The organism is Actinomadura nitritigenes (assembly GCF_017573545.1).
GTDB lineage: Bacteria > Actinomycetota > Actinomycetes > Streptosporangiales > Streptosporangiaceae > Spirillospora > Spirillospora nitritigenes.
In genome coordinates this window covers 199,928-219,293 of sequence record NZ_JAGEOK010000010.1, presented here as the reverse complement: position 1 = coordinate 219,293, position 19,366 = coordinate 199,928, and the positions used below count along the sequence as shown (strand labels likewise).

Sequence of the window (19,366 nt, the reverse complement as noted above, 5' to 3'; positions counted from 1 at the left end):
CTCCGGCGATCCGTCAGGTTCAGGCGTCGGCGGGCACGGGGCGCCGGGCGCTCCCCCGGCGACCGCCCGGGCCGGAGACGGTGCACCTGGCGACCCGGCGGCTCACCACGGTCTCCTGGGCGGGCGACGGCTCCCGCCGCAACGCGGGCGTAGCGCCGGAGGACCCCACGACGTCGGCGACCAGCAGCTCTTCCAGAGCCCGCACCTTCCCCTCCTGGGCGGCCTCGAGGAAGGTCGACAGGAGGCGCCGGTGCTCACCGGCCCCGATCGAGCCGCGCCGCGGCGCGCTCAGCTGCCTGCGGGCGCGGCTCACCACCTGCCGGACGTTGGCCGGACTGAGCCGGATGAGCTCGGCGATCCGCGCGTAGGGGTAGTCGAAGGCCTCGCGCAGGATGTAGGCGGCCCGCTGCGCGGGCGTCAGCGTCTCGAGGAGGAGCAGCAGGGCCCGTTCGACGGCCTCGGCCCGCTCGGCGCCGGCGGCGGGGTCGGCGCCGAGGTCCACCGGCTCGGGCGTCCGGGGCCCGATGCCGGTCTCGCGGCGGACCCGGGCGGACCGCGCGGCGTTGATGGACAGCCGCGTCGTGATCAGGGCCAGGAACGCCCCGGGGTCGGCGATGACCGCGTGCTCGGCGTCCTGCCAGCGCAGCCACGTCTCCTGCACGATGTCCTCGGCCTCCGCCGGGCCGCCGAGCACCCGGTAGGCGATGCCGAAGAGGCGCGAACGCACGTCGCCGAAGACGGCGGCGGCCTGGTCGAGGGAGGTCGCCCGGTCTCGTTCGTCAAGCTGGATGTTCATGGGAACCTTCGATGAGAAGTCGCCTTCACGACAGGCGGCCGCGGGATTCGCCGTGGCCCTCCGTCCGGTCGGCGGGCCGGAGCGCCTCGCCGATCTCCCTCACTGTCGCCGGGGGCGCGCCCGGGTCGCATCAGTGGAGGACCCTGGTCGGGGTCCCTAGGGAAGGCCCGGGCCTCCCTAGGGACGTCGGGCGCCGCCGCCGCGCGGCGGCGGGCGGGTTCGACCGGGCGCGCCGTGGCCCGCTCCGAGGTCAGCGGGAGCGGTCGGCGTCCAGGCGCTCCCACTCGGCGTCCCAGAGCCGGTCGCGCCGCACGTCGGAGCGGCGGCGGATCACCAGGTAGGCCACCAGGACCGGTATGCCGGCCGTGGTCGCGGCGCCGAGGCCGGCGCCGACGGCCTCGCCGACCGTCCGCGCGTGCCGTCGCGGCTCGACGTCCGACGCCCCGGCCGGGCCGGCCCACAGCTTCAGGTGCTCGCCCGCGACGGCCCGGTACCAGGTGTCGTAGGAGCCGGTCCGCGCCTGCCCGCCCGGTTCCCGCCAGGTCACGGTGACCCGGTGCCCGGACGCCAGGTCGTCCACTTTCAGCACCGTGGCGTCGACCTCGTGCCGCGTCGCGGCCTCGTACCGCTCGGCGCGGACCCCCGAGTCGTACGCGTTCCGGGCGATCCGCCAGCAGACGGGCGGGCCGACGCCCAGGAACAGCAGCAGGAGGAGCAGGCCGGCCGCCCGCTGCCGGCGGTCCACGTCGCGGCGCAGCTCGTTCCCGTCGAAGCCGATGCGCCGCCGCAGCCGGCCGACGCCCGCCCGTACTCCGGTCGGTTTCATGGCCTCCTCCTCAGCGTCCCGCGACGTCATGCGGCGGGACGGGCTCAGCCCGCCGAGCGGCAGGGAGATGCGACGCGCGGTGCCGGGGACCGCCGCTCGACCCTGGCCAGCATGAGCAGGCTGGAGATCTGGCTCCACCCGACCAGGTCCATCAGCTTGGCCAGATGGGGGGCGACCGAGCGCAGCACGAGCCGCCGGTCCTGGAGCCCGAGCCGGCACGCGGTCGCGGCCAGCGCCCGGAGCCCGCCGACGTCGATGAAGTCGAGCATCTCCACGTCCACCCACACGTCGCCGCGGCTGTGCGCGACCAACCTGGCCAGCGCCTCGTCGAACGTGGGGAGCGTGCTCATGTCGATCTCCCCGTCCACGACCAGGTGCGGCGGCTCGAAGGTGCCGTCCAGGCGCAGCTGCGCGCTGCGGACCCGCAGGCCCGCGCGCGGTGCCGGCCGCGTACCGGCCCCCGCCGGTTCGGGCGCGCCCTCGACGGTCTGTTCGGTCATGTCGATCTCCTCGCGCTCGACCTTGCCGGGGCCCGACCGGACCAGGTCGATCTGCAAGGACGCGTCGCCGCCCGCCGGCCTCCCGCGCGAACCGCCTTCATGCCCATTCGCTCGGGAGGGGAAGGCCGGAACCGAAGTGCGTTTCGAGGGGCCGGATCATTCCGAGGAGCCCGTAAGGGTCGATTTCGTCGAGCCGGACGTCCGCCGGATCGAACAGCCATTGGGCGGGCGAAAGCCGGAGGACGTCCGCGGGCCGGCGGACCACCACCATGTCGCAGAGAACGTAGGTGGAAACGCCGAGGCCCGCCGAATTGACCGGCGGCTCGCTGAAGGTGCCGAGGCCGTGATCGGCGAGCCCCCGATCGCCGATCACGAGCAGCTCGGCCTCGCGCGCGGCCTCGATCAGCGCGGGCCGGGGGTCGCCCCGGACGACCGCCGTGGTCACCGGCACGCGGGGTTCGGCGGTCAGGGCGACGGCACGGGCCCGCTCCAGCACCGCGCCGGCGCCTTCGACGATCGCCCCCGCGGCTCCGGCGATTCCGTCCTCCCGGACCGTGGCCTGCCACGCCACGGAGACGGCGTGCAGCACGTGCAGCGGGATCGAGTGCCGGGCCGCCTCGCGCGCGGCCCATTCGACGGCCCGCAGCCCCGCCTGCGAGTCGTCGGCCACCACCACGATCATGTCTGTCTCCTTTGCTCGCGGAATTCCCTCAGGGAACGGCAGCGGGGAACCGCGTTCATCCTTGCCCGAACGGCGGCAGCACATCGCTGGGCAGGCCGGCTCGATCGCCTGGTTCGGCGAACACTCGGTTCCCTGGGAAATGGCCGCTGCTCCCTTTTCAGGAGCGTCGGTCATCGCCCGGTCGACAGCTAAGACAGGCGGGACTCGCGGCTTGTGACACTTCGGCAGGATTTTCGGGATCACAGCCGAAAGCGGGCGGGAAATGTCACATCCCGCCCCGGTGCGCTGTCCCGGTGGAGGAGACGCCGTCGCACCGCCGCCGGAGTTCGCGGAAGGTGGCGGCCGGGCCCTGGGCGAGCTCCCGGATGACGCGGAGCGAGCGCTTCTTTTTTCGAAGCAGCGGTGTTAGCGTGACCGCATGCCTCGATCTTCACAGCACACCGCAGGGCCGCGCGTCGCCCCCGTCGAGCCGCCCCACGACGCGGAGACGGCCGCGGCCCTGGAGGCGCTCGGGGCGCCGATCGCCCTGTTCAGGGTCTTCGCCCGCCGGCCGGAACGGGCGCACGGCCTCCACGGGTGGGGGCGGTACTACCTGTCCCGCCGGGCGGCCCTGAGCCTGCGGCATCGCGAGCTGGTGATCGACCGCACCACGCGGCGGTGCGGAGCCGAGTACGAGTGGGGCGTCCACGTCGCGGTCTTCGCCGCCAAGGCCGGGCTCGACGCCGAGCAGATCCGCTCCATCGTCGACGGCGGCCCGGACGACGGCTGCTGGACCGACCCCGGCGACCGGGCCGTGCTCCGCGCGGTGGATGCCCTGTGCTCGACGAACGACCTCTCCGACGACGAATGGGGGGAGCTGGCCGGCGCGGTCGGCGAGGAGGGGGCCGTGGACCTGCTCCTGCTCTGCGGCTGGTACCACGCGATCTCCTTCGCCGCGCGCGCCCTGAGGCTTCAGCCCGAACCCGGCACCCCTGCTTTCGGCGACTACCGGTCTTGAAGGACGTCCGCACGGCCGCCGAGCTGCGGTCTCCCGTCCTCGGCCGCCCGGCTCAGCCTTCGCCCGCGGTCTCCTCGAGGTAGGCCATGGCCTTCGCCGGCTCCTCGGCGAAGAAGACCAGCTCGGACAGCGGTCGCGGGAGGAACCCCTCGTCCTCCATTCGCCTGAACTGCTCTTTCAGCCCGTCATAGAAGCCGGCGGTGTTGAGGAGTACCAGCGGCATCTCCGTCTGGCCGTGCTTCTTGAGCTCCAGGATCTCGGTGGCCTCGTCGAGGGTCCCGGTCCCGCCGACCATGATGACCACGGCGTCCGCCTTCTCCAGGAGCAGCCTCTTGCGCTCGCCCAGGTCCTTCGCGATCACCATGTCGTCCACGCCGGACCGGACCTTGTCCGCCAGGAACCGCACCGAGACGCCCATGAGCCGCCCGCCCGACTCGTGCACGCCGTCGGCCACGACCCGCATGAGGCCCGTGTTGGAGCCGCCCCACACCAGGGTGTGCCCGGCCTTGCCGATCAGCTCGGCGAACTCGCGCGCCGGCCGGGTGTAGGTCGCGGACAGATCGGCCGCGGAGAGGAAAACGCAGATCTTCATACGGTCACCGTACGCGTGACGGCGCCCGCGTCCTCCGCGGTCGTGGCGGCGCGGCACGCGGCGGCCGACGGGCGGCGCCCTTACCGGGGACGGAGGCGGACGGGCATGTGGCGGACGCCGGAATGCTTGTTGCTTCGCGTGTATTCGATCGGGCCGGCCGGTTCCGCCGAATCCATCCGGTCGAGAAGGGTGTCGAACACGACGTGCATCTCCACGCGGGCCAGTGCGGCGCCGAGGCAGAAATGGCCGCCGCGCCCGAATGCCAGGTGGGGGTTCGGGCTGCGCGCGATGTCGAAGCGGTACGCGTCGGGAAAGACCTCGCCGTCGCGGTTCGCCGACGCCCACCAGAGGGTGACCTTGTCCCCCGCGCGGATCGTCCGCCCGCCCAGGACGACGTCCCGGGTGGCGGTCCGGCGGTTGTAGGGCGTCGGTGAGGACCACCTCAGCATCTCCTCGACCGCGGCCGGGAGCAGGCTCCTGTCGTCCCGGATCCGCTTCCATGCCCCCGGGTCGTCCATCAGGGCGTGCATCCCGCCGGCGATGGCGTTCCGCGTGGTCTCGCTGCCCGCCGCGATCAGCAGGTTGAAGAGCATCTGCTGTTCGAGGTCCGACAGGGGCTCGCCGTCGATGCGGGCGTGCGCGGCAAGCGAGAGCAGGTCCCCGGCCGGCTCGGCGCGTTTGCGCTCCAGCAATGCCGACCCGTAGGCGAACATCTCCGCCGCGGCCTGCTGGGTGCGCTCGGTGCTCTCCCCCAAGGCCCTGTCCTCGTGGTCGAGCGTGGCATCGGCCCACAGCAGCAGCCGGTGCCGGTCCTCCTGCGGGACGCCGAGCAGCTGCGCCACGGCCTGCAGCGGCAGTTCGGCCGCCACGTCCGCCAGGAAGTCGCACTCGCCCTTCGCCAGCGCGGCGTCCACGATCCGCTCGGCGCGCCGCCGCAGGTCCGCCTCGATCGTCCGCATGGCGCGCGGGGCCAGGCTCGGCGTCAGCAGGCGCCGGAACCGCCGGTGCCGGGGGTCGTCCATCATGTTCAGCAGGACGCCCGCGGCGAACCCGCCGGGAAGGTCCTCGATGAGCGTGCCCCCGCCCTCGCGTCCCGGCCCGCCCTCCGAGGAGAAGGTCTCGCCGTCGGACGCGGCGGCCACGATGTCGGCGTACCGGCTGACCACCCAGAAGCCCTCGCCGCCGGGGGTGTTCGCGGTCGCGGGGTGGAACCAGACCGGCGCGTCCCGCCGGAGCGCGTCGAAGACCTCGTACGGGAACCCGTGCGCGAACCGATCCAGATCGGTCAGGTCAAGGCCGTCCATCGTCCAAGGCTGGCACCGGCACGAGGGAGAAACAACCGCTTGGTTGCCTGGCTTCGCGCCGTGGGGGTGCGCGCTATCCGACGAGGTAGGTCTCGTACACGACCGCGTCCGGGAGGCGGCCGCCCACGGTGACGAAAACGCCCTTGTTCAGCCAGTCCAGATCAGGGGCCGCCGTCTCGATCGAGGTGGAGGCGCGGAAGACGTACTCGCTCGGGTCGACGTCCTCGCCGCGGCCCAGCCGGGCGAGGACGTCCGCGCTGCCGTGGCGCACCGAGCGCGACCGGACGGAGAGCAGGTCGCCGCGGTCGGTCCGCAGGGTGTAGCGGATGTCGCCCAGCGCGGTGCCGTCCGGCAGGACGACCTGCCAGTCGGCGCCGGCCCCGGGCACGAGGACGCCCCGGAGGCGGGGACCGGTGAAGGTCCCGCCGGTCAGCGGCACGATCCGGCGGCGTCCGGCGGCGACCTCCCCCAGGTCCAGCGGCGGGGCGAGGACGGCTTCCAGCCGGTACACCGGCGTCAGCCGGGGATCGGGCAGCCGGCCGCCGCCGGCCGCGGCCGGGTCGTTGGGGTGGGCGCCGAGCGGCGTGACGGTGATGCGCATCCAGTCGTACAGCGGCAGGCCGCGGAGCAGGGCGTCGAGCCGGGGGCGGTCGTCGGCGCGGTACAGCCCGAGGATCAGGCGTTCACCCGATTCGCCCTGCGTCGACCAGATCCTGATGATGTGGCCCCGCGCCGCCAGGTCGGCCGCGGCGGCCGCCTCCGCGTCCTGCCGCCGCCTCACCTCGTCCTCGGGCGTCCCCTCCGGGACGTCGACCTGGAACTCGACGAGGAACTCCATGGCGTTCTCCTCCCACCGGGAACGTGCGGTCACGCGCCCGAGACGAACTGCTGGCCGCCGTCGACATCGAAGGTCGCGCCGGTCACGGCGGTGCTGACCATCAGCTGCACCGCGAGCGCCGCGACGTCGTCCGGCTGGACGACGCGCCCGATCGGCAGCGAGCCGCGCAGCTGCTCGCGCCGCCGCTCCAGCCGGTCGCCCAGCAGCCGCGCCGACAGCGCCGTGTCCACGAATCCCGCCGCGATCAGGTTGGCCCGGACCGGCGCCAGCTCCAGCGCCAGCACGGCGACGAGCGCGGGCAGCGCCACCGTCAGCGGCGACGACACCACCAGCCCGAGGCCCGGGCGCCGCGCGCCGGTCCCGCCCATGAACACCAGCGAGCCCCCGGCCGGCATCCGCCCCGCCGCGGCGCGGGCGATGCGGATCGGCAGCCACAGGTGCTCCTCGACCTGCCGCTGCGCCTCCGCGAAGTCCACGTCGGCCAGGCGCGCGTAGTAGTTGCTCCCGGCCGTCACCATCACATGGTCGATCCGTCCCGGTACGCCCTCGAAGAACCGCTGGAGGCGCTCGGGGTCGGTCGCGTCGAACGCCTCGGTGCGCGTCGCGCCGACGTCGGACGCCGCGTCCCGCAGCCGCCCGGGATCCCGCCCCACCAGCACGACGTCGGCGCCCTCGCCCCGTGCCAGGCGCGCCGTCTCCCGCCCGATGCCCGAGCTTCCGCCGATCACCACGACCGTCCGCCCCTGCAACCGGGCGTCGCCCTCACGTGGAGCGCCGGGTTCCGTCATACCGCTTTCCCCTGGTCACCAGATGCCTCCGTCCACCGGCCCCTTCCCGCGACGCTCCCGATGCCTCCGCCCGGACCTTGATCCTGGAACGGGCAGCGCCCACACTTGACCGCCCCTTGCCCTCGCCGACCGCCGAGCCGACGACCCCGCGGGCCGCGCGCTCGCTCCGCCTCTTCGCGGCGGGCTCCGCTGTCAGGGGACGTGCAGGTCCCAGTCGAGCTCCCAGCGCCGCAGGGTCCCGTCCATGCTCGCGGAGAGCGCGAACCGGGCGTCGGCGCTGATCGCGACGGCGTTCACCGCTCCCGTGTGGCCGTCGAGGACGCGCAGGCAGCGTCCGCTGCCGAGGTCCCAGATCCGCACGGCGGCGTCGGATCCGCCGGAGACCGCGAACCGGCCGTCGGGGGTGAAACGGACGCGCTTGGACGGGACCGCCGGCACCGAGTCGACGCCCCGGGGATCATCGGGCTCGTCGCCGAAGACGCGCAGGCATTCGCCGGTCGCGGCGTCCCACAGGCGGATCGTGCGGTCGGTGTAGCCGCCGGCGGAGAGGACGCGGCGGCCGTCCGGGCTCAGGCACGCCGACATCACCCAGTCGGTGTGGCCCTGCAGAACGCGCAGGCACTCGCCGGTCTCGGGGTCCCAGAGCCGCACCGTCCCGTCCGCTCCGGCGGACGCGATCGGCCCCGGTCCGGTGTGGAGCGCGGTGATCTTCCCGGTGTGACCCGGCAGTTCCCGCTCGCACGCGCCGGTGTCGAGGTTCCAGATCCGGATCACCGCGTCCGCGCCGGCCACGGCGGCGCGCCGCGCGTCGCCGTCGAACGCGGCGGCGCCTGCGCCCAGCGGGCCCAGCCGCTCGATCGTCTCGATGCGCTCGCCGGTCGCCGGCGACCATGCGGAGACGGTTCCATCGCGGCTCACGGCCACGGCCCGCGAGCCGTCGCGACCCATGGCGACGGTGTTGACGGCGCTCGGGTGCTTCGCGAACTCCCGCAGTCGCGTGCCGTTCTCGACGTCCCAGAGCCGGACCGTGCCGTCCAGCCCTCCGGCCACCGCGGTCCGGCCGTCCGGGTGCGGGTCCACCGCGAAGGGCGCGGCGCCGGACTCGAAGACCCCGGCCGGCCACGCGGAGCGGAGCCCGGTCCTGGTCGCGGAGCGGCCGAGGTCCCGCCACGCGCCGAGCAGTCGCGGCTCCCGCTCGTGCCCGGGGACGGACCTGGCCTCGGCGAGCAGGGACAGGGCCGTCCGCGGGTCCGCCCGGCGCGCCCGGTCCATCAGATCGGTCACCGTGGCGTCGAGCCCGCTCAGCTCGGCGTGCCGCCGCGGCCTGCTCAGCTGGAACGGCGCGGCGCTCCGCGGAGGCACCGCCCACCAGCGCAGGCCGGACTGCCAGGCCGACAGCAGCACTCCCGCGTCCGGGACGAGGTGAGCCGCCCGTGCCGGGCCGTCGCCGCGGAAGGTGCGCAGGCACTGCCCGCCGTCGAGCGTCCAGAGCCGGACGGTGTCGTCCGCGCCCACCGACACCAGGAAGCCGTCCGACATCGACAGCGAGCCGACCACCCGGGCATGCCCCGGCAGGGTGCGGACGTCCCCCGTGCGGAGGTCCCAGAGGCGGATCCTCCCGCCCGCGGCCAGGGCCGCGCGGCTCCCGTCGGCGCTGAGGCAGACCTCGTCGACGGCCTTGAAGCCGTCGCGGACGCGGGCGTCCAGGACGCGGACGCAGCGGCCCGTCGCGACGTCCCAGAGCCGCGCCGTGCCGTCCGCGCGGCCGGCGGTGAGGACGAGCCGCCCGCCGGCGTCGAGCGCCGTGACCGCCCTGCCCTGGTGCCCGTCGATCGCGAGCCGGAGCCCGCCGCCGGGGAAGTCCCATACGAGGACGGTCCCGTCGTACGCGGCCGACGCGGCGGTCCGCCCGTCGCCGGAGAGGCACACCGACGACGACCACATGGCCCGGTTCCAGCCGTCGGGTGCGCCGATCGCCCGCAGGCGGCGTCCCCCGGCCAGGTCCCAGAAGTGCACGGCGTCCGGACCGGCCGTGATCGCGGAACGGCCGTCGCCGCTGACGCCGAGGGTGGACTCGACGCCCGGAGCCGCCAGCTCCCCGAGGCAGCGGCCGTCTGCGACGTCCCACACGCGCAGCACGCCGTCGCAGGCGACGACCGCCCGCCGCCCGTCGCCGGTGAACCGGACGCCCATCGTCGGGGGCTGCCGCGGGATCCGCATGCCGTCGAACGTCTCGACGCGCTCCTGGTAGGAGTACCAGGGGATGCGGCGCGTGCCGCTCGACGGCCGGGACGGGGCGGGCCCGTCGCGGCCGAGCATCGCGTCCGCCAGGTCGTGGTCGCCGCGTTCGCGGTGCACCTGCGCCAGCAGCCGGCGGGCGCCGCCCGCGTCGGCGCCCGCGGAACCCGCCGCGTCGAGGGCCGAGACGAGGTCCTCGTCGGTGCACTCGCCGCGCCGCCAGCGGAGCAGGCCGGCGTTGTAGGTGGCGTCCGGGTGCTGCGGGTCGGCGGCCAGCGCCGCGGCGAACGCCTCGTCCGCCTCGGCCGGGCGCCCGAGGTCCAGCAGGGACACGCCGCGGTTGCTGAGCTCGTCGGCGCGCAGGTCCGCGACGACCGGGGCCGGACGCGGGCGGGGCGCCCCGGCCGCCCGCCGGTGGATCTCCGCGAGTTCGGCGGCGACCTCGGTCAGGGACGCGGGCCGTTCGGCCGGGTCCGGCTTCAGGCACCCGTCCAGCAGGTCGGCCAGCTCCGGCGGCAGTCCGGGCATCCCCGGCACGGGATCCTCGCGACACGCGGCGAGCGCGGCGCCCGCCGCCGTCCCCGACCTCCAGGCGATTCCGCCGGTGAACATCTCCAGCACGGACACGGCGAAGCTGTAGATGTCGGTGCGGCGCCCCACGGGCAGCCCCGCGGCCTGCTCCGGTGAGGCATAGGCGGGGGTCAGGCCGATGGTGGAGACCATGATGCTCGCCATCGGAGGCGCGTCCGAGGCCGCCGGCCCGGCCGGGGCGTCCGCCGCCGGGCCGGCCACGGCCCGCGCCCTCGCCAGCCCGAAGTCGGTCACCTTCGCGACGGCCCCGTCCGCGGTGCCGTCCATCAGCACGTTGGCGGGCTTGACGTCCTGGTGCACGACCCCGCGGTCATGGGCGTGCGCCAGTCCCCACGCGAACTGCACCGCCACGTCCAGGATCCGGGCGAGCGCCTCGGTCCGGCCGCCGGTGTACAGCCGGCGGTCATCGATCCAGTCGCGCAGGCTGCCGCCGGGCACGTACTCGGCGAACACCCGCGGGACGCCGTCCAGGACGCGCACGTAGTGGCAGCCGCACACGTTCGGATGAAGGCCCAGCGACACCCAGATCTCCGCCTCGGCGATGAACCGGTCCCGCTCCGCCTCCCTCGCGAACAGCTCCGCGCGCGGGCACTTCACCGCGAGGTCGGTGGCCCATTCCAGGTGCCGGACCCGGTACACGACGCCCATCGCGCCGCCCTCGTGCACCTGGAGGACCTGGTAGCGCCCGTCGACGACCTGGCCGGCCCGCCACGCGCCGCCCGCCGCCATCCGTCCTCGCTCCCCCGGTCGCGTCGGGTCCACGGCCGGCGCCCCGTTCGGTCAGCGGCCGGAGCCGGCGCCCGGGGCCGCGCCGCCGGGCGCGAACTCGGGCAGCGCCGCGAAGCCGGGGTCGACCGTCGCCGTGGCCGTCGCCCACCGCACCCATGCCCGCACCCGCGACAGCGGGTGGTCGGGGAACTGCGCGTCCCATGCCGGGTCGTCGCCGCGGTGGAACGGCAGCGCGCCCGTCACTTCGGGCGCGTAGGGATGCGGGAGCAGCCATCCGTCCAGCCCGACGCCGAGCGTCGCCATGATGGTCGCCTCGCGCATCCCGGTGACGCCCTTCTCGGCGGCGGAGCAGCCGAACATCACGTAGCGGTCGGCCTTGGCCAGGAAGATGTTCGCCATGAACACCTGACCGCTGGGCGCGTTCGGGATCGGCGCCTTCACCACCTGGCACACGCCGCGGACACCGCCGAGCACCACCGGCTCGGCCTCGATGAGGCAGCCCATCCGCGCGTATCCGGCGGCCAGGTTGCGCCGCATGGCGGAGACGTCCTCCAGCCAGGCCGGCTCCCCCAGCGGCGAGTTCGTGACCTTCTGGGTGATCCAGTCGCCGGTGCCGGGATGGACCCAGGTCGTCTCGTCGACGCGCTGCAGGCCGGTCGTGTTGAAGGTGACGACCACTGCTCAGATCTCCTTGTCGGCCGGACCGGCGGCGCTCGCCGGGGTGATCACACCCTACTGACGGGGCACCGCCTCGCGGGATCCTTCGGTCGATAGCGGACGAGTTCCGCATCCGCGGCACCCTCGCGGCGAGCGCACCCATGCCGGTTATGCATGTATAAGTGCCTCGTGACTGATTCGATCGAACTGGTGATCTTCGACTGCGACGGCGTGCTGGTCGACAGCGAACCCATCGCGGTGCGCACCCACTCGGCGGTGCTGACCGCGCTGGGCTGGCCGCTGAGCGAGGCGGAGGTGACCGAACGGTTCGTGGGCCGGTCGACCGCGTCGATCAACGAGCTGATCGAGGCGCGGCTCGGGCCGGAGCTGACCGCCGAGGCGGGCCGCCGGTTCGAGCGGCTGCACCGGGAGGCGGTGGACGCGGAGCTGGCGCCGGTCGACGGCATCGCCGACGCGCTGGCGGCCATCACCCTGCCGACCTGCGTGGCGTCCAGCGGCAGCCACGACAAGATGCGCCACACGCTCGGCCGGACGGGGCTGTACGGGCACTTCGAGGGCCGGATCTTCAGCGCGACGCAGGTCGCGCAGGGCAAGCCCGCCCCCGACCTGTTCCTGCTCGCCGCCCGGGAGATGGGCGTCGACCCCGCCCGCTGCGTCGTGGTGGAGGACAGCCGCTACGGCGTCCAGGCGGCCCGCGCCGCCGGCATGCGCGTCCTCGGGTACGCGGGCGGCCTGACTCCGGCGGACTGGCTCGAGGGGCCGGGCACGGTCGTCTTCGACGACATGCGCGATCTCCCCCGCCTGCTCGGCCTGGCGGACGGCACCGCCGGCTACGCCGGGGCGGCGGACGCGCTGGCGGAGCAGTACGAGAGCGTGGCGTTCGCCGACGTCCACGAGGAGGCGCTGCCGTTCCTGCCGGCCGCGCCCGCGCGCGTCCTCGACATCGGCGCCGGGACGGGCCGCGACGCCGCCGCGCTCGCCGGCCTCGGGCACCGGGTGGTCGCCGCCGAACCCGTCGCCGAGATGCGGGCGCACGGGCGGCGCCTGCACGCCGGCCGGCCGATCGAGTGGGTGGACGACCGGCTGCCCGACCTGCCCGTGCTGCGCGGGCGCGGCGACGAGTTCGACCTGCTGCTCCTCAGCGCCGTCTGGATGCACCTGGACGCCTCGGAGCGCGCGCACGGCATCAAGCGCGTCGCCGAGCTGCTCGCGCCGGACGCCACGGTCGTGCTGGTCGTCCGGCACGGTCCCGTCCCGCCGGGCCGCCGGATGTTCGACGTTCCGGCGGAGGAGACGATCGCGCTGGCCGAGAGCGTCGGCCTGCGCCTCGTCCACCGAGCGGACCGCCCCGACCTGCACGGCCGCCCCGGCGTCCGCATGACCACCTTCGTCCTGCGCCGCTGAAGGGCCGCCGCGGGTCGGACCGGCCGCCGCTTTCCAGGGAGTTTCCTGACAAGGGCCTTCCGGCCCTTCCGGCGGCCCGGCCGGGTTCCTAACCTGCTGGCAGGGAGAACGGCTGGAGGACGCCATGGGAACCGGCGGTATCGGGGAGCGGCTGAATCGCCTGCGGCGCTGCTGCGGATTCGACCGCAACGAGCTGCGGCGCGACGTGGACCGCGCCCAGTGGCTGATCGGGCTGCTCCTCCTGGCCGGGTGCGCGGTGGTCGCCTCCCTCGTCTCGGTCCGCGTCGCCCAGGACGTCTACGGCGCCGGCGTCCGGACCGAGCACCGGGAGGCCGCGACGCTCCGGAAGGTCGAGGCCACCGTCACCGCGGCCAAGGAAGAGGTGTCCGGGCGCCAGGTGACGGTCACCTGGACCGACGCGACCGGGGCGCGGCGCACGGCCGGCTACGTGACCTGGCGCGGTGCCGCCGTGGGCGCGCGTCTGCACCTCTGGGCGGGTCCGGAAGGCGTCAGGGACGAGCCGCCCCGGACGCACGCGCGGACCGTCAGCGACACCGCGGCCTACGAACTCGGTGCGCTGGCGGCGGTGGGACTGACGTTCGGCGGCCTGTACATGCTGGTCCGGCGCCGCTGCGACCGGCTCCGGGACGAGCGGTGGGACGCCGCCTGGGCCGGGCTCGACCGGCACAGCATCGGCCCCTGACCGGACGGCCGGCGCCGGCCGTCAGGGGGGCGCAGGTCAGGAGTCCGGCAGCGGGACGCGCCAGACGAGGACGGTGCCGGCGGCCGCGCCGGGCCGGGTGCCGAACGAGCCGCCCAGCCCCTCGGCGCGTTCGCGCATGTTGCGCAGGCCGCTGCGGCGGCCGCCCTCGGGGATGCCGACCCCGTCGTCCTCCACCCGCAGGATCAGCTCGTCGCCGACGTCCACCGCCACGGTGACCCGGCCCGCGCGGGCGTGCCGCGCGACGTTCGACAGGGCCTCCTGCAGGACCGCGAGCAGGTGCTCGCCGATCTCGTCGCCGACCGCCGTGTCGAGCAGGCCGTCCACCCGCACCGACGGCGCGAACCCGAGGTGCTCGGCGGCGGCGTCGACCACGGCGTGCACGCGGCCGCGCAGCGACTCCTCGTCACCGTTCGCCTGCAGCGCGAAGATCGACGACCGGATCTGCCGGATCGTGTCGTCGAGGTCGTCGACGGCGCGCTGGATCCTGGCCGCCACCTCCGGCCGCTGCGCGATCTTGATCGCGGCCATCAGCGTCATCGCGGTGGCGAACAGCCGCTGGATGACGGTGTCGTGCAGGTCCTTCGCGATGCGGTCGCGGTCCTCCAGCAGCGCGAGCCGCTCGGCGTCCCGGCGCCGGTCGGCCAGCTCCAGCGCCACCGCGGCCTGTCCCGCGAACGCCTCCAGCAGCCGCTGGGCGGCCTCGGAGAACACCGGCCCGCCCGGCCGGTTGACCACCGCCAGGACGCCCCGGGCCGACGAGCCCACGCCCAGCGGCACCACCAGCACCGGCCCGACCGGGACGTCGGCCGGCGCGCCGGCCTGCCGCGCCGCCTCCGCGCCGTCGGGCAGCCGCACGGCGACGCCCTCCCGGAACACCGGCCCGGCCACCGGATGGCCCAGCGGCACGCGCAACCCGCGCAGGCGGTCGGCGCCGGTGCCGTCGGCGGCCTCCACCATGAACACGCGGCCGTCCTCGTCGGCCAGCGCCACGTTCGCCAGGTCGGCGTCGGCGATCTGGCGCGCGCGCTCGGCGACCAGCGAGGTGACCTCGTGGGGGTCGATGCCCGACAGCAGCGTGGTGGAGATCTCGGCCGACGCCTCCAGCCACCGCTCGCGGCGCCGCCCCTCCTCGTACAGCCGGGCGTTCTCGATCGCGACGCCGGCGGCCGTCGCCAGCGCGGTCACCACGATCTCGTCCTCTTCCTCGAACTCCCCGCCGCCGGCCTTCTCGGTCAGGTAGAGGTTGCCGAACACCTCGTCGCGGACCCGGATGGGCACGCCGAGGAACGTCCGCATCGGCGGATGGTTCGCCGGGAACCCGTACGACTCGGGGTGATCACTCAGGTCCGGCAGCCGCAGCGGGCGCGGATCCTTGATCAGCAGCCCGAGGATGCCCCTGCCGTGCGGCCAGTGCCCGATCTCGGCGATCTCCTCGTCGCCGACGCCCACGGTGACGAACTGGACGAGCCGCTCCCCCTCCTCGCCGATCACTCCCAGCGCGCCGTAGCGCGCGTCGACCAGCGTGGTCGCGGCGTGGACGATCCGCTGCAGCACCGTCTCCAGGTCCAGCTCGCCGCCGATGGAGACGACGGCCTCCAGCAGGGCGTGCACCCGGTCACGGGTCGACCGCGCGGTCTCCAGCCGCGCCTGCAGCTCCGCCAGGAGATCGTCCAGTTGCAGCTGGGGCAGGAGCAGCCGGGCGCGATCCTCGCCCGGCCGGGAATCGTCGCCCACGCCCCCAGTATCTCCGACCCCCTTGGACGGCCTGGACCCGGCGGTGCCCGGCGGAGCCGGCGACGCGGGGGCGGGCTCTCTGATCAGGTCTCCTCGCTCAGGACGTCCTCGACGGGCCGGCGCACGGTCGTCAGGTCCCCGCCCTCCGGAACGCCGATGCGCAGCAGCATCTGCGGATGGGCGTCGCCGCAGAAGTGGTGCCGGATGAACGCGCGCAGCTCCGGGACCTGGAGCGCCTGCGTGTGGTAGGCGGCCGCCAGGTCGTGCTCGGCGGCGCGCAGCAGGACGCGCTCCAGCGCCTGTCCCGCCCGCAGCCATGCCCCGGGCGTGTCCTCGGCCGTCACGAGCAGGACCACGATCCCGGCGAGGGCGTCGCCGTGGTCGCCGGCCGGCTCGACGCCCCATCCGTGGCCGCGGGCGAAGTCCCGGGCCGCGAAGTTCGGTTCCGTCCGGGGCGTCCGCGCGGGGTAGGAGCCCTGCTGGACGCCGTCCCGCCGGGCGGTCCTCGGGGACGGGGCCCAGCGGGCGATCTCCGCCGCGTAGGACGGCACGCGCCGCTGGACGTGCTCGGCCGCGTCGGTCAGCGCGGCGAGCGCGCCCTTGACGTGCGCGTCGACCGCCTGGACGAGCCGGGCCCCCTCGCGTTCGGCCTCGTGGCGCAGGGCGTTCAGCACGCCGTCCGGCACGGGGACGTCCCGGAACCCGCCGCGGTGGCTGCGGCGCCGTGCGATCTGCGCGTGGTCGCGCGAGGTGTCGGCGTCCGCCTGCTCGGGGTCGGGCTCGGCGTAGACGTCCGCGAGCAGGTGCGGGCGGTCGGGATCGGGCAGCGGCCGGACCACCGGCTCGAACCCCCGGGCGCGCAGCGACAGCCGCAGGTTGTACAGGGCCGCGCCGCAGCTGATGAGCATCTCCCGGCCCTGCGGGTCCGCGACGTCGAGGCGGCGTTCCGGGTCGGCGCGCAGGCTGATGCGCGACCCGCGCACGCCGAAGAGCCACGGCTGGGTGTTGTGCACCGACGGTGCCTGGATCGCGTCCTCGACCGCACCGCGGACGGCGTCGCGGACGGTGCCGGCCGCGCCGGCGGGCACCTCGCTCCTGGTCTGCATCTGGTCGCTCCCTCCCTGTGCCCTTCCAGCCCACCATCCGCGGCCTGAGCTGCGACAGGGCCGAAGGTCCATGCGTGCGATGCCGTTCGGCACGCCTCGGACCGCCGTCCGGCATGCGGGGATCAGGCGGGGGACGGGACGATGGCGACCGCGCAGGGGGCGTGCCGGAGCATCGCCGAGCTGGTCGCTCCGAGGAGCGGCGGGCCGAGCCCGCCCGCGCCGCGGTCCCCGACCACCAGCAGGTCGGCGTCCTCCGCCGCCTCCAGCAGCGCCTCGCGCGGGCGGCCCATGACCAGCGAGGCCCGGAGATCGACCTTCGGGTAGCGCCCCCGCCACGGGGCGACGGCCCGCTCCAGCGTCACGGCTTTGACCTGGGCGAGCCGCTCCTTGTCGGCGAACAGGGCCAGCTCCGCCTCATCGACCGCCCCCGGCTCCCAGACCCCGAACACCACCCGCAGGCTCCATTCGCGCAGCGCGGCCTCCTCGATGGCGAAGCCGAGCGCGGCGTCACCGCCCGGGGAACCGTCCACGCCGGCGACGACGAGGCCGCGGGTCCGGCCGTTGCGGCGGACGGTCACCACGGGACGGCGCGCCCGCGCCGGCAGCCGCGCCGCGGTGGACCCGGTCGGCAGATCGTGCCGCTCGCGGGAGCCGATCACGATCAGTTCCGCGTCCTCGGACTCGCGCACCAGCGCGTCCGCCACCGGCCCGGCCCTCAGCCGCCCGCCGACGGCCCCCGGGGCGCCGAGCCCGGCCGCCCGCGCCTCCCCTCGCTCGAGGAGCTTCTCCCCCGCCCGTTTGATGATCGCCTCGACGTCGTCGTCCACGTGGTCAGCGGAGTACGGCCAGTGCCAGCAATGGCACAGCACCAGGTCCAGCCCTCGCAGGCGCGCCTCGTCGGCCGCCCAGCGCAGGGCGGCCTCGTTATCCTCGGTGGCGTCGTAGCCGAGCAGGACGTGCGGTCGCTGGGCCCTGTCCAGTCCGTTCATTCCCGACACATCTCCCCCGTGAGGCAGGTGTAACGGACGACCCGGAACCGGACCCGGAGATCATGATCCGCCCGGGCCATGATGGGGTGGGAGCGGCCCCCGCCTCCCCAGGGAAAGGCATCTCCATGCGCGTCATCTCAGAGCAGCACCTCGCCCGCGTCCTGGCCGGGATGCCGGGACGCCCGAGGATCGTGGCCGGCGGCAACTTCGCCGCGCCGCGCCGCGCTCTGGAGATCGCGGACGCGGCGATGGGCGAGTACCGGCTGTTCATGCTCAACGCGCAGGGGGAATTTCCCGAGCGCGAGGGGGTCGACCTCGAGACGCCGTTCGTCGGGGCCGGGATGCGCGGCCGCGCGAACCTGCGGTACTTCCCGTCGCGGCTGTCGCTGGTCCCGAACCTGCTCAAGGAGTCGCTGCCGCCGGACGTGGTGATCGTGCAGACCTCGGCGCCGTCCGCCGGGACCGTCTCCCTGGGCATCGAGGTCAACATCCTCCCGGCGGCCATCGAGGCCGTCCGGGCCCGCGGCGGCCTGGTCATCGCCCAGCTCAACCCGCAGATGCCCTACACCTTCGGCGACGCCGTCCTCGCCGAGGACGAGATCGACTACGCGATCGAGGTCGACGAGCCGCTCGCGACGCCGGTGCCGCGGCCGCCCGGCGAGGTCGCCCACCTGATCGGCGAGCGGGTCGCGCGGCTCGTCCCCGAGCACGCCACGCTCCAGCTCGGCATCGGCGCGGTCCCGGACGCGGTGCTCGCCTCGCTGCTGGACCGCCGGGGCCTCGGGGTCTGGTCGGAGATGTTCAGCGACGGCGTCCTGGCGCTGGAGAAGGCCGGCGCGCTCGACACCGGGGCCCCGATCACCGCCTCGTTCGCCTTCGGCAGCCGCGAGCTCTACGACTGGGCCGACCGCAACGAGCGGATCCGGATGCTGCGCACCGAGAAGACCAACGACCCGAGCCTCATCGCCCGCAGGCCGCGCATGGTCTCGGTGAACTCCGCGCTCCAGGTCGACCTGTTCGCCCAGGCCAACGCCAGCCGCGTGCGCGGGACGATCTACTCCGGCTTCGGCGGGCAGACCGACTTCGTCGTCGGGGCGCTGCACTCCCCGGGCGGGCACGCCGTCATCGCCCTGCCGTCCTGGCATCCCCGCGCGGACGTCTCCACCGTCCTCGCGCGGCTGGCCGGCCCGGTGACGTCGTTCCAGCACAGCTACATCGTCAGCGAGCAGGGCGCCGCCACCGTCTGGGGCAACGACGCCGTGTCGCAGGCCGAGCAGATCATCGACAACGTCGCGCACCCGTCCGCCCGCGACGAGCTGCGCGAGCAGGGCCGCGAACTCGGCCTCCCGCTCGCCTGACGCCCTGCTCCGCGCGGGCCCGCGGGCCCGGAGCCGGGGGGGTCAGGCGAGGGTGAGGAAGAGCTTCTCCAGCTGAGCCCGGTCGACCGCGGCCTGGGCCGGGTCGTCGCCGCCCTGGGCGCCGCACTGCTCCAGGCCCGTGGCGATGATCTTGAATCCGGCCCGGTTCAGCGCCCGGGAGACGGCGGCGAGCTGCGTGATCACGTCCTTGCAGTCGCGCTCGTTCTCGATCATCTGGATCACGCCGCCGAGCTGTCCCTGGGCGCGCTTCAGCCGCACGATGACGTCGGCCAGTGAATCCCGCTCGAGCTCCATACGTCCCCTCCTTGGTTACCCCCCAGGGTATCCGGCCCAGCCGCCGCCGGCACCCGGGAAGAGCGCCTCCAGCCGCGGATCGCCTGTGACATTGAATACCCCGGGGGGTATTTGCGGACGGCGCCGGCCGCGGGCTAACCTGGGGCGGAGAGATACCCCATGGGGTATATCCGCATC

General features: G+C 74.8%; 18 protein-coding genes. 4 read left to right on the top strand and 14 right to left on the bottom strand.

Annotation, left to right across the window (positions count from 1 at the left end):
- Positions 1–19 precede the first annotated feature (19 nt).
- The 4 genes from J4557_RS17560 to J4557_RS17545 all read right to left on the bottom strand — a co-directional run bounded on the left by J4557_RS17560 (position 20) and on the right by J4557_RS17545 (position 2,978).
- Positions 20–796 carry a sigma-70 family RNA polymerase sigma factor gene (locus J4557_RS17560; protein WP_208267678.1) on the bottom strand — a complete coding sequence of 259 codons (777 nt, stop codon included), beginning with the start codon at positions 794–796 and terminating at the stop codon, positions 20–22.
- A 250-nt stretch (positions 797–1,046) separates the two neighbouring features.
- The gene (locus tag J4557_RS17555; RefSeq protein ID WP_208267676.1) at positions 1,047–1,622 is read right to left on the bottom strand and encodes an Rv1733c family protein; all 576 of its coding nucleotides are present in this window, start codon (positions 1,620–1,622) and stop codon (positions 1,047–1,049) included.
- 44 nt (positions 1,623–1,666) lie between these two features.
- Positions 1,667–2,179, bottom strand: coding sequence for an STAS domain-containing protein (locus J4557_RS17550; protein ID WP_208267674.1), 513 nt, complete (start codon positions 2,177–2,179; stop codon positions 1,667–1,669).
- Positions 2,180–2,219: 40 nt separating this feature from the next.
- On the bottom strand, positions 2,220–2,978 hold the full coding sequence (locus tag J4557_RS17545; protein ID WP_208267672.1) for a universal stress protein: 759 nt from the start codon (positions 2,976–2,978) through the stop codon (positions 2,220–2,222).
- A 244-nt stretch (positions 2,979–3,222) separates the two neighbouring features.
- Here J4557_RS17545 and J4557_RS17540 point away from each other — a divergent pair, with 244 nt between their 5' ends.
- Positions 3,223–3,801, top strand: coding sequence for a carboxymuconolactone decarboxylase family protein (locus tag J4557_RS17540; RefSeq protein ID WP_208267670.1), 579 nt, complete (start codon positions 3,223–3,225; stop codon positions 3,799–3,801).
- 52 nt (positions 3,802–3,853) lie between these two features.
- Here the strand turns inward: J4557_RS17540 and J4557_RS17535 are convergent, their stop codons facing one another.
- The 6 genes from J4557_RS17535 to J4557_RS17510 all read right to left on the bottom strand — a co-directional run bounded on the left by J4557_RS17535 (position 3,854) and on the right by J4557_RS17510 (position 11,559).
- Positions 3,854–4,393: a TIGR00730 family Rossman fold protein gene (locus tag J4557_RS17535; protein ID WP_208267668.1), complete on the bottom strand. Its 540-nt coding sequence runs from the start codon at positions 4,391–4,393 to the stop codon at positions 3,854–3,856.
- An 80-nt stretch (positions 4,394–4,473) separates the two neighbouring features.
- Positions 4,474–5,697, bottom strand: a complete 1,224-nt coding sequence (locus J4557_RS17530) for a cytochrome P450 (RefSeq protein WP_208267666.1) — start codon at positions 5,695–5,697, stop codon at positions 4,474–4,476.
- A 73-nt stretch (positions 5,698–5,770) separates the two neighbouring features.
- The gene (locus J4557_RS17525; protein ID WP_307799922.1) at positions 5,771–6,568 is read right to left on the bottom strand and encodes a muconolactone Delta-isomerase family protein; all 798 of its coding nucleotides are present in this window, start codon (positions 6,566–6,568) and stop codon (positions 5,771–5,773) included.
- Positions 6,565–7,323 (bottom strand): SDR family oxidoreductase, encoded by a 759-nt coding sequence (locus J4557_RS17520; RefSeq protein ID WP_208267664.1) that lies wholly within the window; start codon positions 7,321–7,323, stop codon positions 6,565–6,567. Before J4557_RS17520 ends, J4557_RS17525 begins: the two co-directional genes overlap by 4 nt.
- Before the next feature lie 192 nt (positions 7,324–7,515).
- Positions 7,516–10,881 carry a WD40 repeat domain-containing serine/threonine protein kinase gene (locus tag J4557_RS17515; RefSeq protein WP_208267662.1) on the bottom strand — a complete coding sequence of 1,122 codons (3,366 nt, stop codon included), beginning with the start codon at positions 10,879–10,881 and terminating at the stop codon, positions 7,516–7,518.
- A gap of 51 nt (positions 10,882–10,932) precedes the next feature.
- Positions 10,933–11,559 carry a hypothetical protein gene (locus tag J4557_RS17510; RefSeq protein WP_208267660.1) on the bottom strand — a complete coding sequence of 209 codons (627 nt, stop codon included), beginning with the start codon at positions 11,557–11,559 and terminating at the stop codon, positions 10,933–10,935.
- 168 nt (positions 11,560–11,727) lie between these two features.
- On the opposite strand from J4557_RS17510, the gene J4557_RS17505 reads away from it, so the two are divergent.
- The gene (locus tag J4557_RS17505) at positions 11,728–12,963 is read left to right on the top strand and encodes an HAD-IA family hydrolase (protein WP_307799920.1); all 1,236 of its coding nucleotides are present in this window, start codon (positions 11,728–11,730) and stop codon (positions 12,961–12,963) included.
- A gap of 124 nt (positions 12,964–13,087) precedes the next feature.
- Positions 13,088–13,666 (top strand): Rv1733c family protein, encoded by a 579-nt coding sequence (locus J4557_RS17500; protein WP_208267657.1) that lies wholly within the window; start codon positions 13,088–13,090, stop codon positions 13,664–13,666.
- A gap of 36 nt (positions 13,667–13,702) precedes the next feature.
- On the opposite strand, the gene J4557_RS17495 is transcribed toward J4557_RS17500, so the two are convergent.
- The 3 genes from J4557_RS17495 to J4557_RS17485 form a co-directional block, all read right to left on the bottom strand.
- On the bottom strand, positions 13,703–15,421 hold the full coding sequence (locus J4557_RS17495; RefSeq protein ID WP_208267655.1) for a sensor histidine kinase: 1,719 nt from the start codon (positions 15,419–15,421) through the stop codon (positions 13,703–13,705).
- Positions 15,422–15,504: 83 nt separating this feature from the next.
- Positions 15,505–16,527: an Acg family FMN-binding oxidoreductase gene (locus J4557_RS17490; protein WP_208267653.1), complete on the bottom strand. Its 1,023-nt coding sequence runs from the start codon at positions 16,525–16,527 to the stop codon at positions 15,505–15,507.
- Between the two features lie 122 nt (positions 16,528–16,649).
- Complete coding sequence (locus J4557_RS17485) at positions 16,650–17,516, bottom strand: universal stress protein (RefSeq protein ID WP_208267652.1); 867 nt, start codon at positions 17,514–17,516, stop codon at positions 16,650–16,652.
- 125 nt (positions 17,517–17,641) lie between these two features.
- Between J4557_RS17485 and J4557_RS17480 the strand changes: the two genes are divergently transcribed.
- Entirely contained in the window at positions 17,642–18,874 is a 1,233-nt protein-coding gene (locus J4557_RS17480; protein WP_208267650.1) for an acetyl-CoA hydrolase/transferase family protein, read from the top strand.
- Positions 18,875–18,916: 42 nt separating this feature from the next.
- Here J4557_RS17480 and J4557_RS17475 read toward each other — a convergent pair whose 3' ends face one another.
- Positions 18,917–19,189: a metal-sensitive transcriptional regulator gene (locus J4557_RS17475; protein WP_208267648.1), complete on the bottom strand. Its 273-nt coding sequence runs from the start codon at positions 19,187–19,189 to the stop codon at positions 18,917–18,919.
- Positions 19,190–19,366 lie beyond the last annotated feature (177 nt).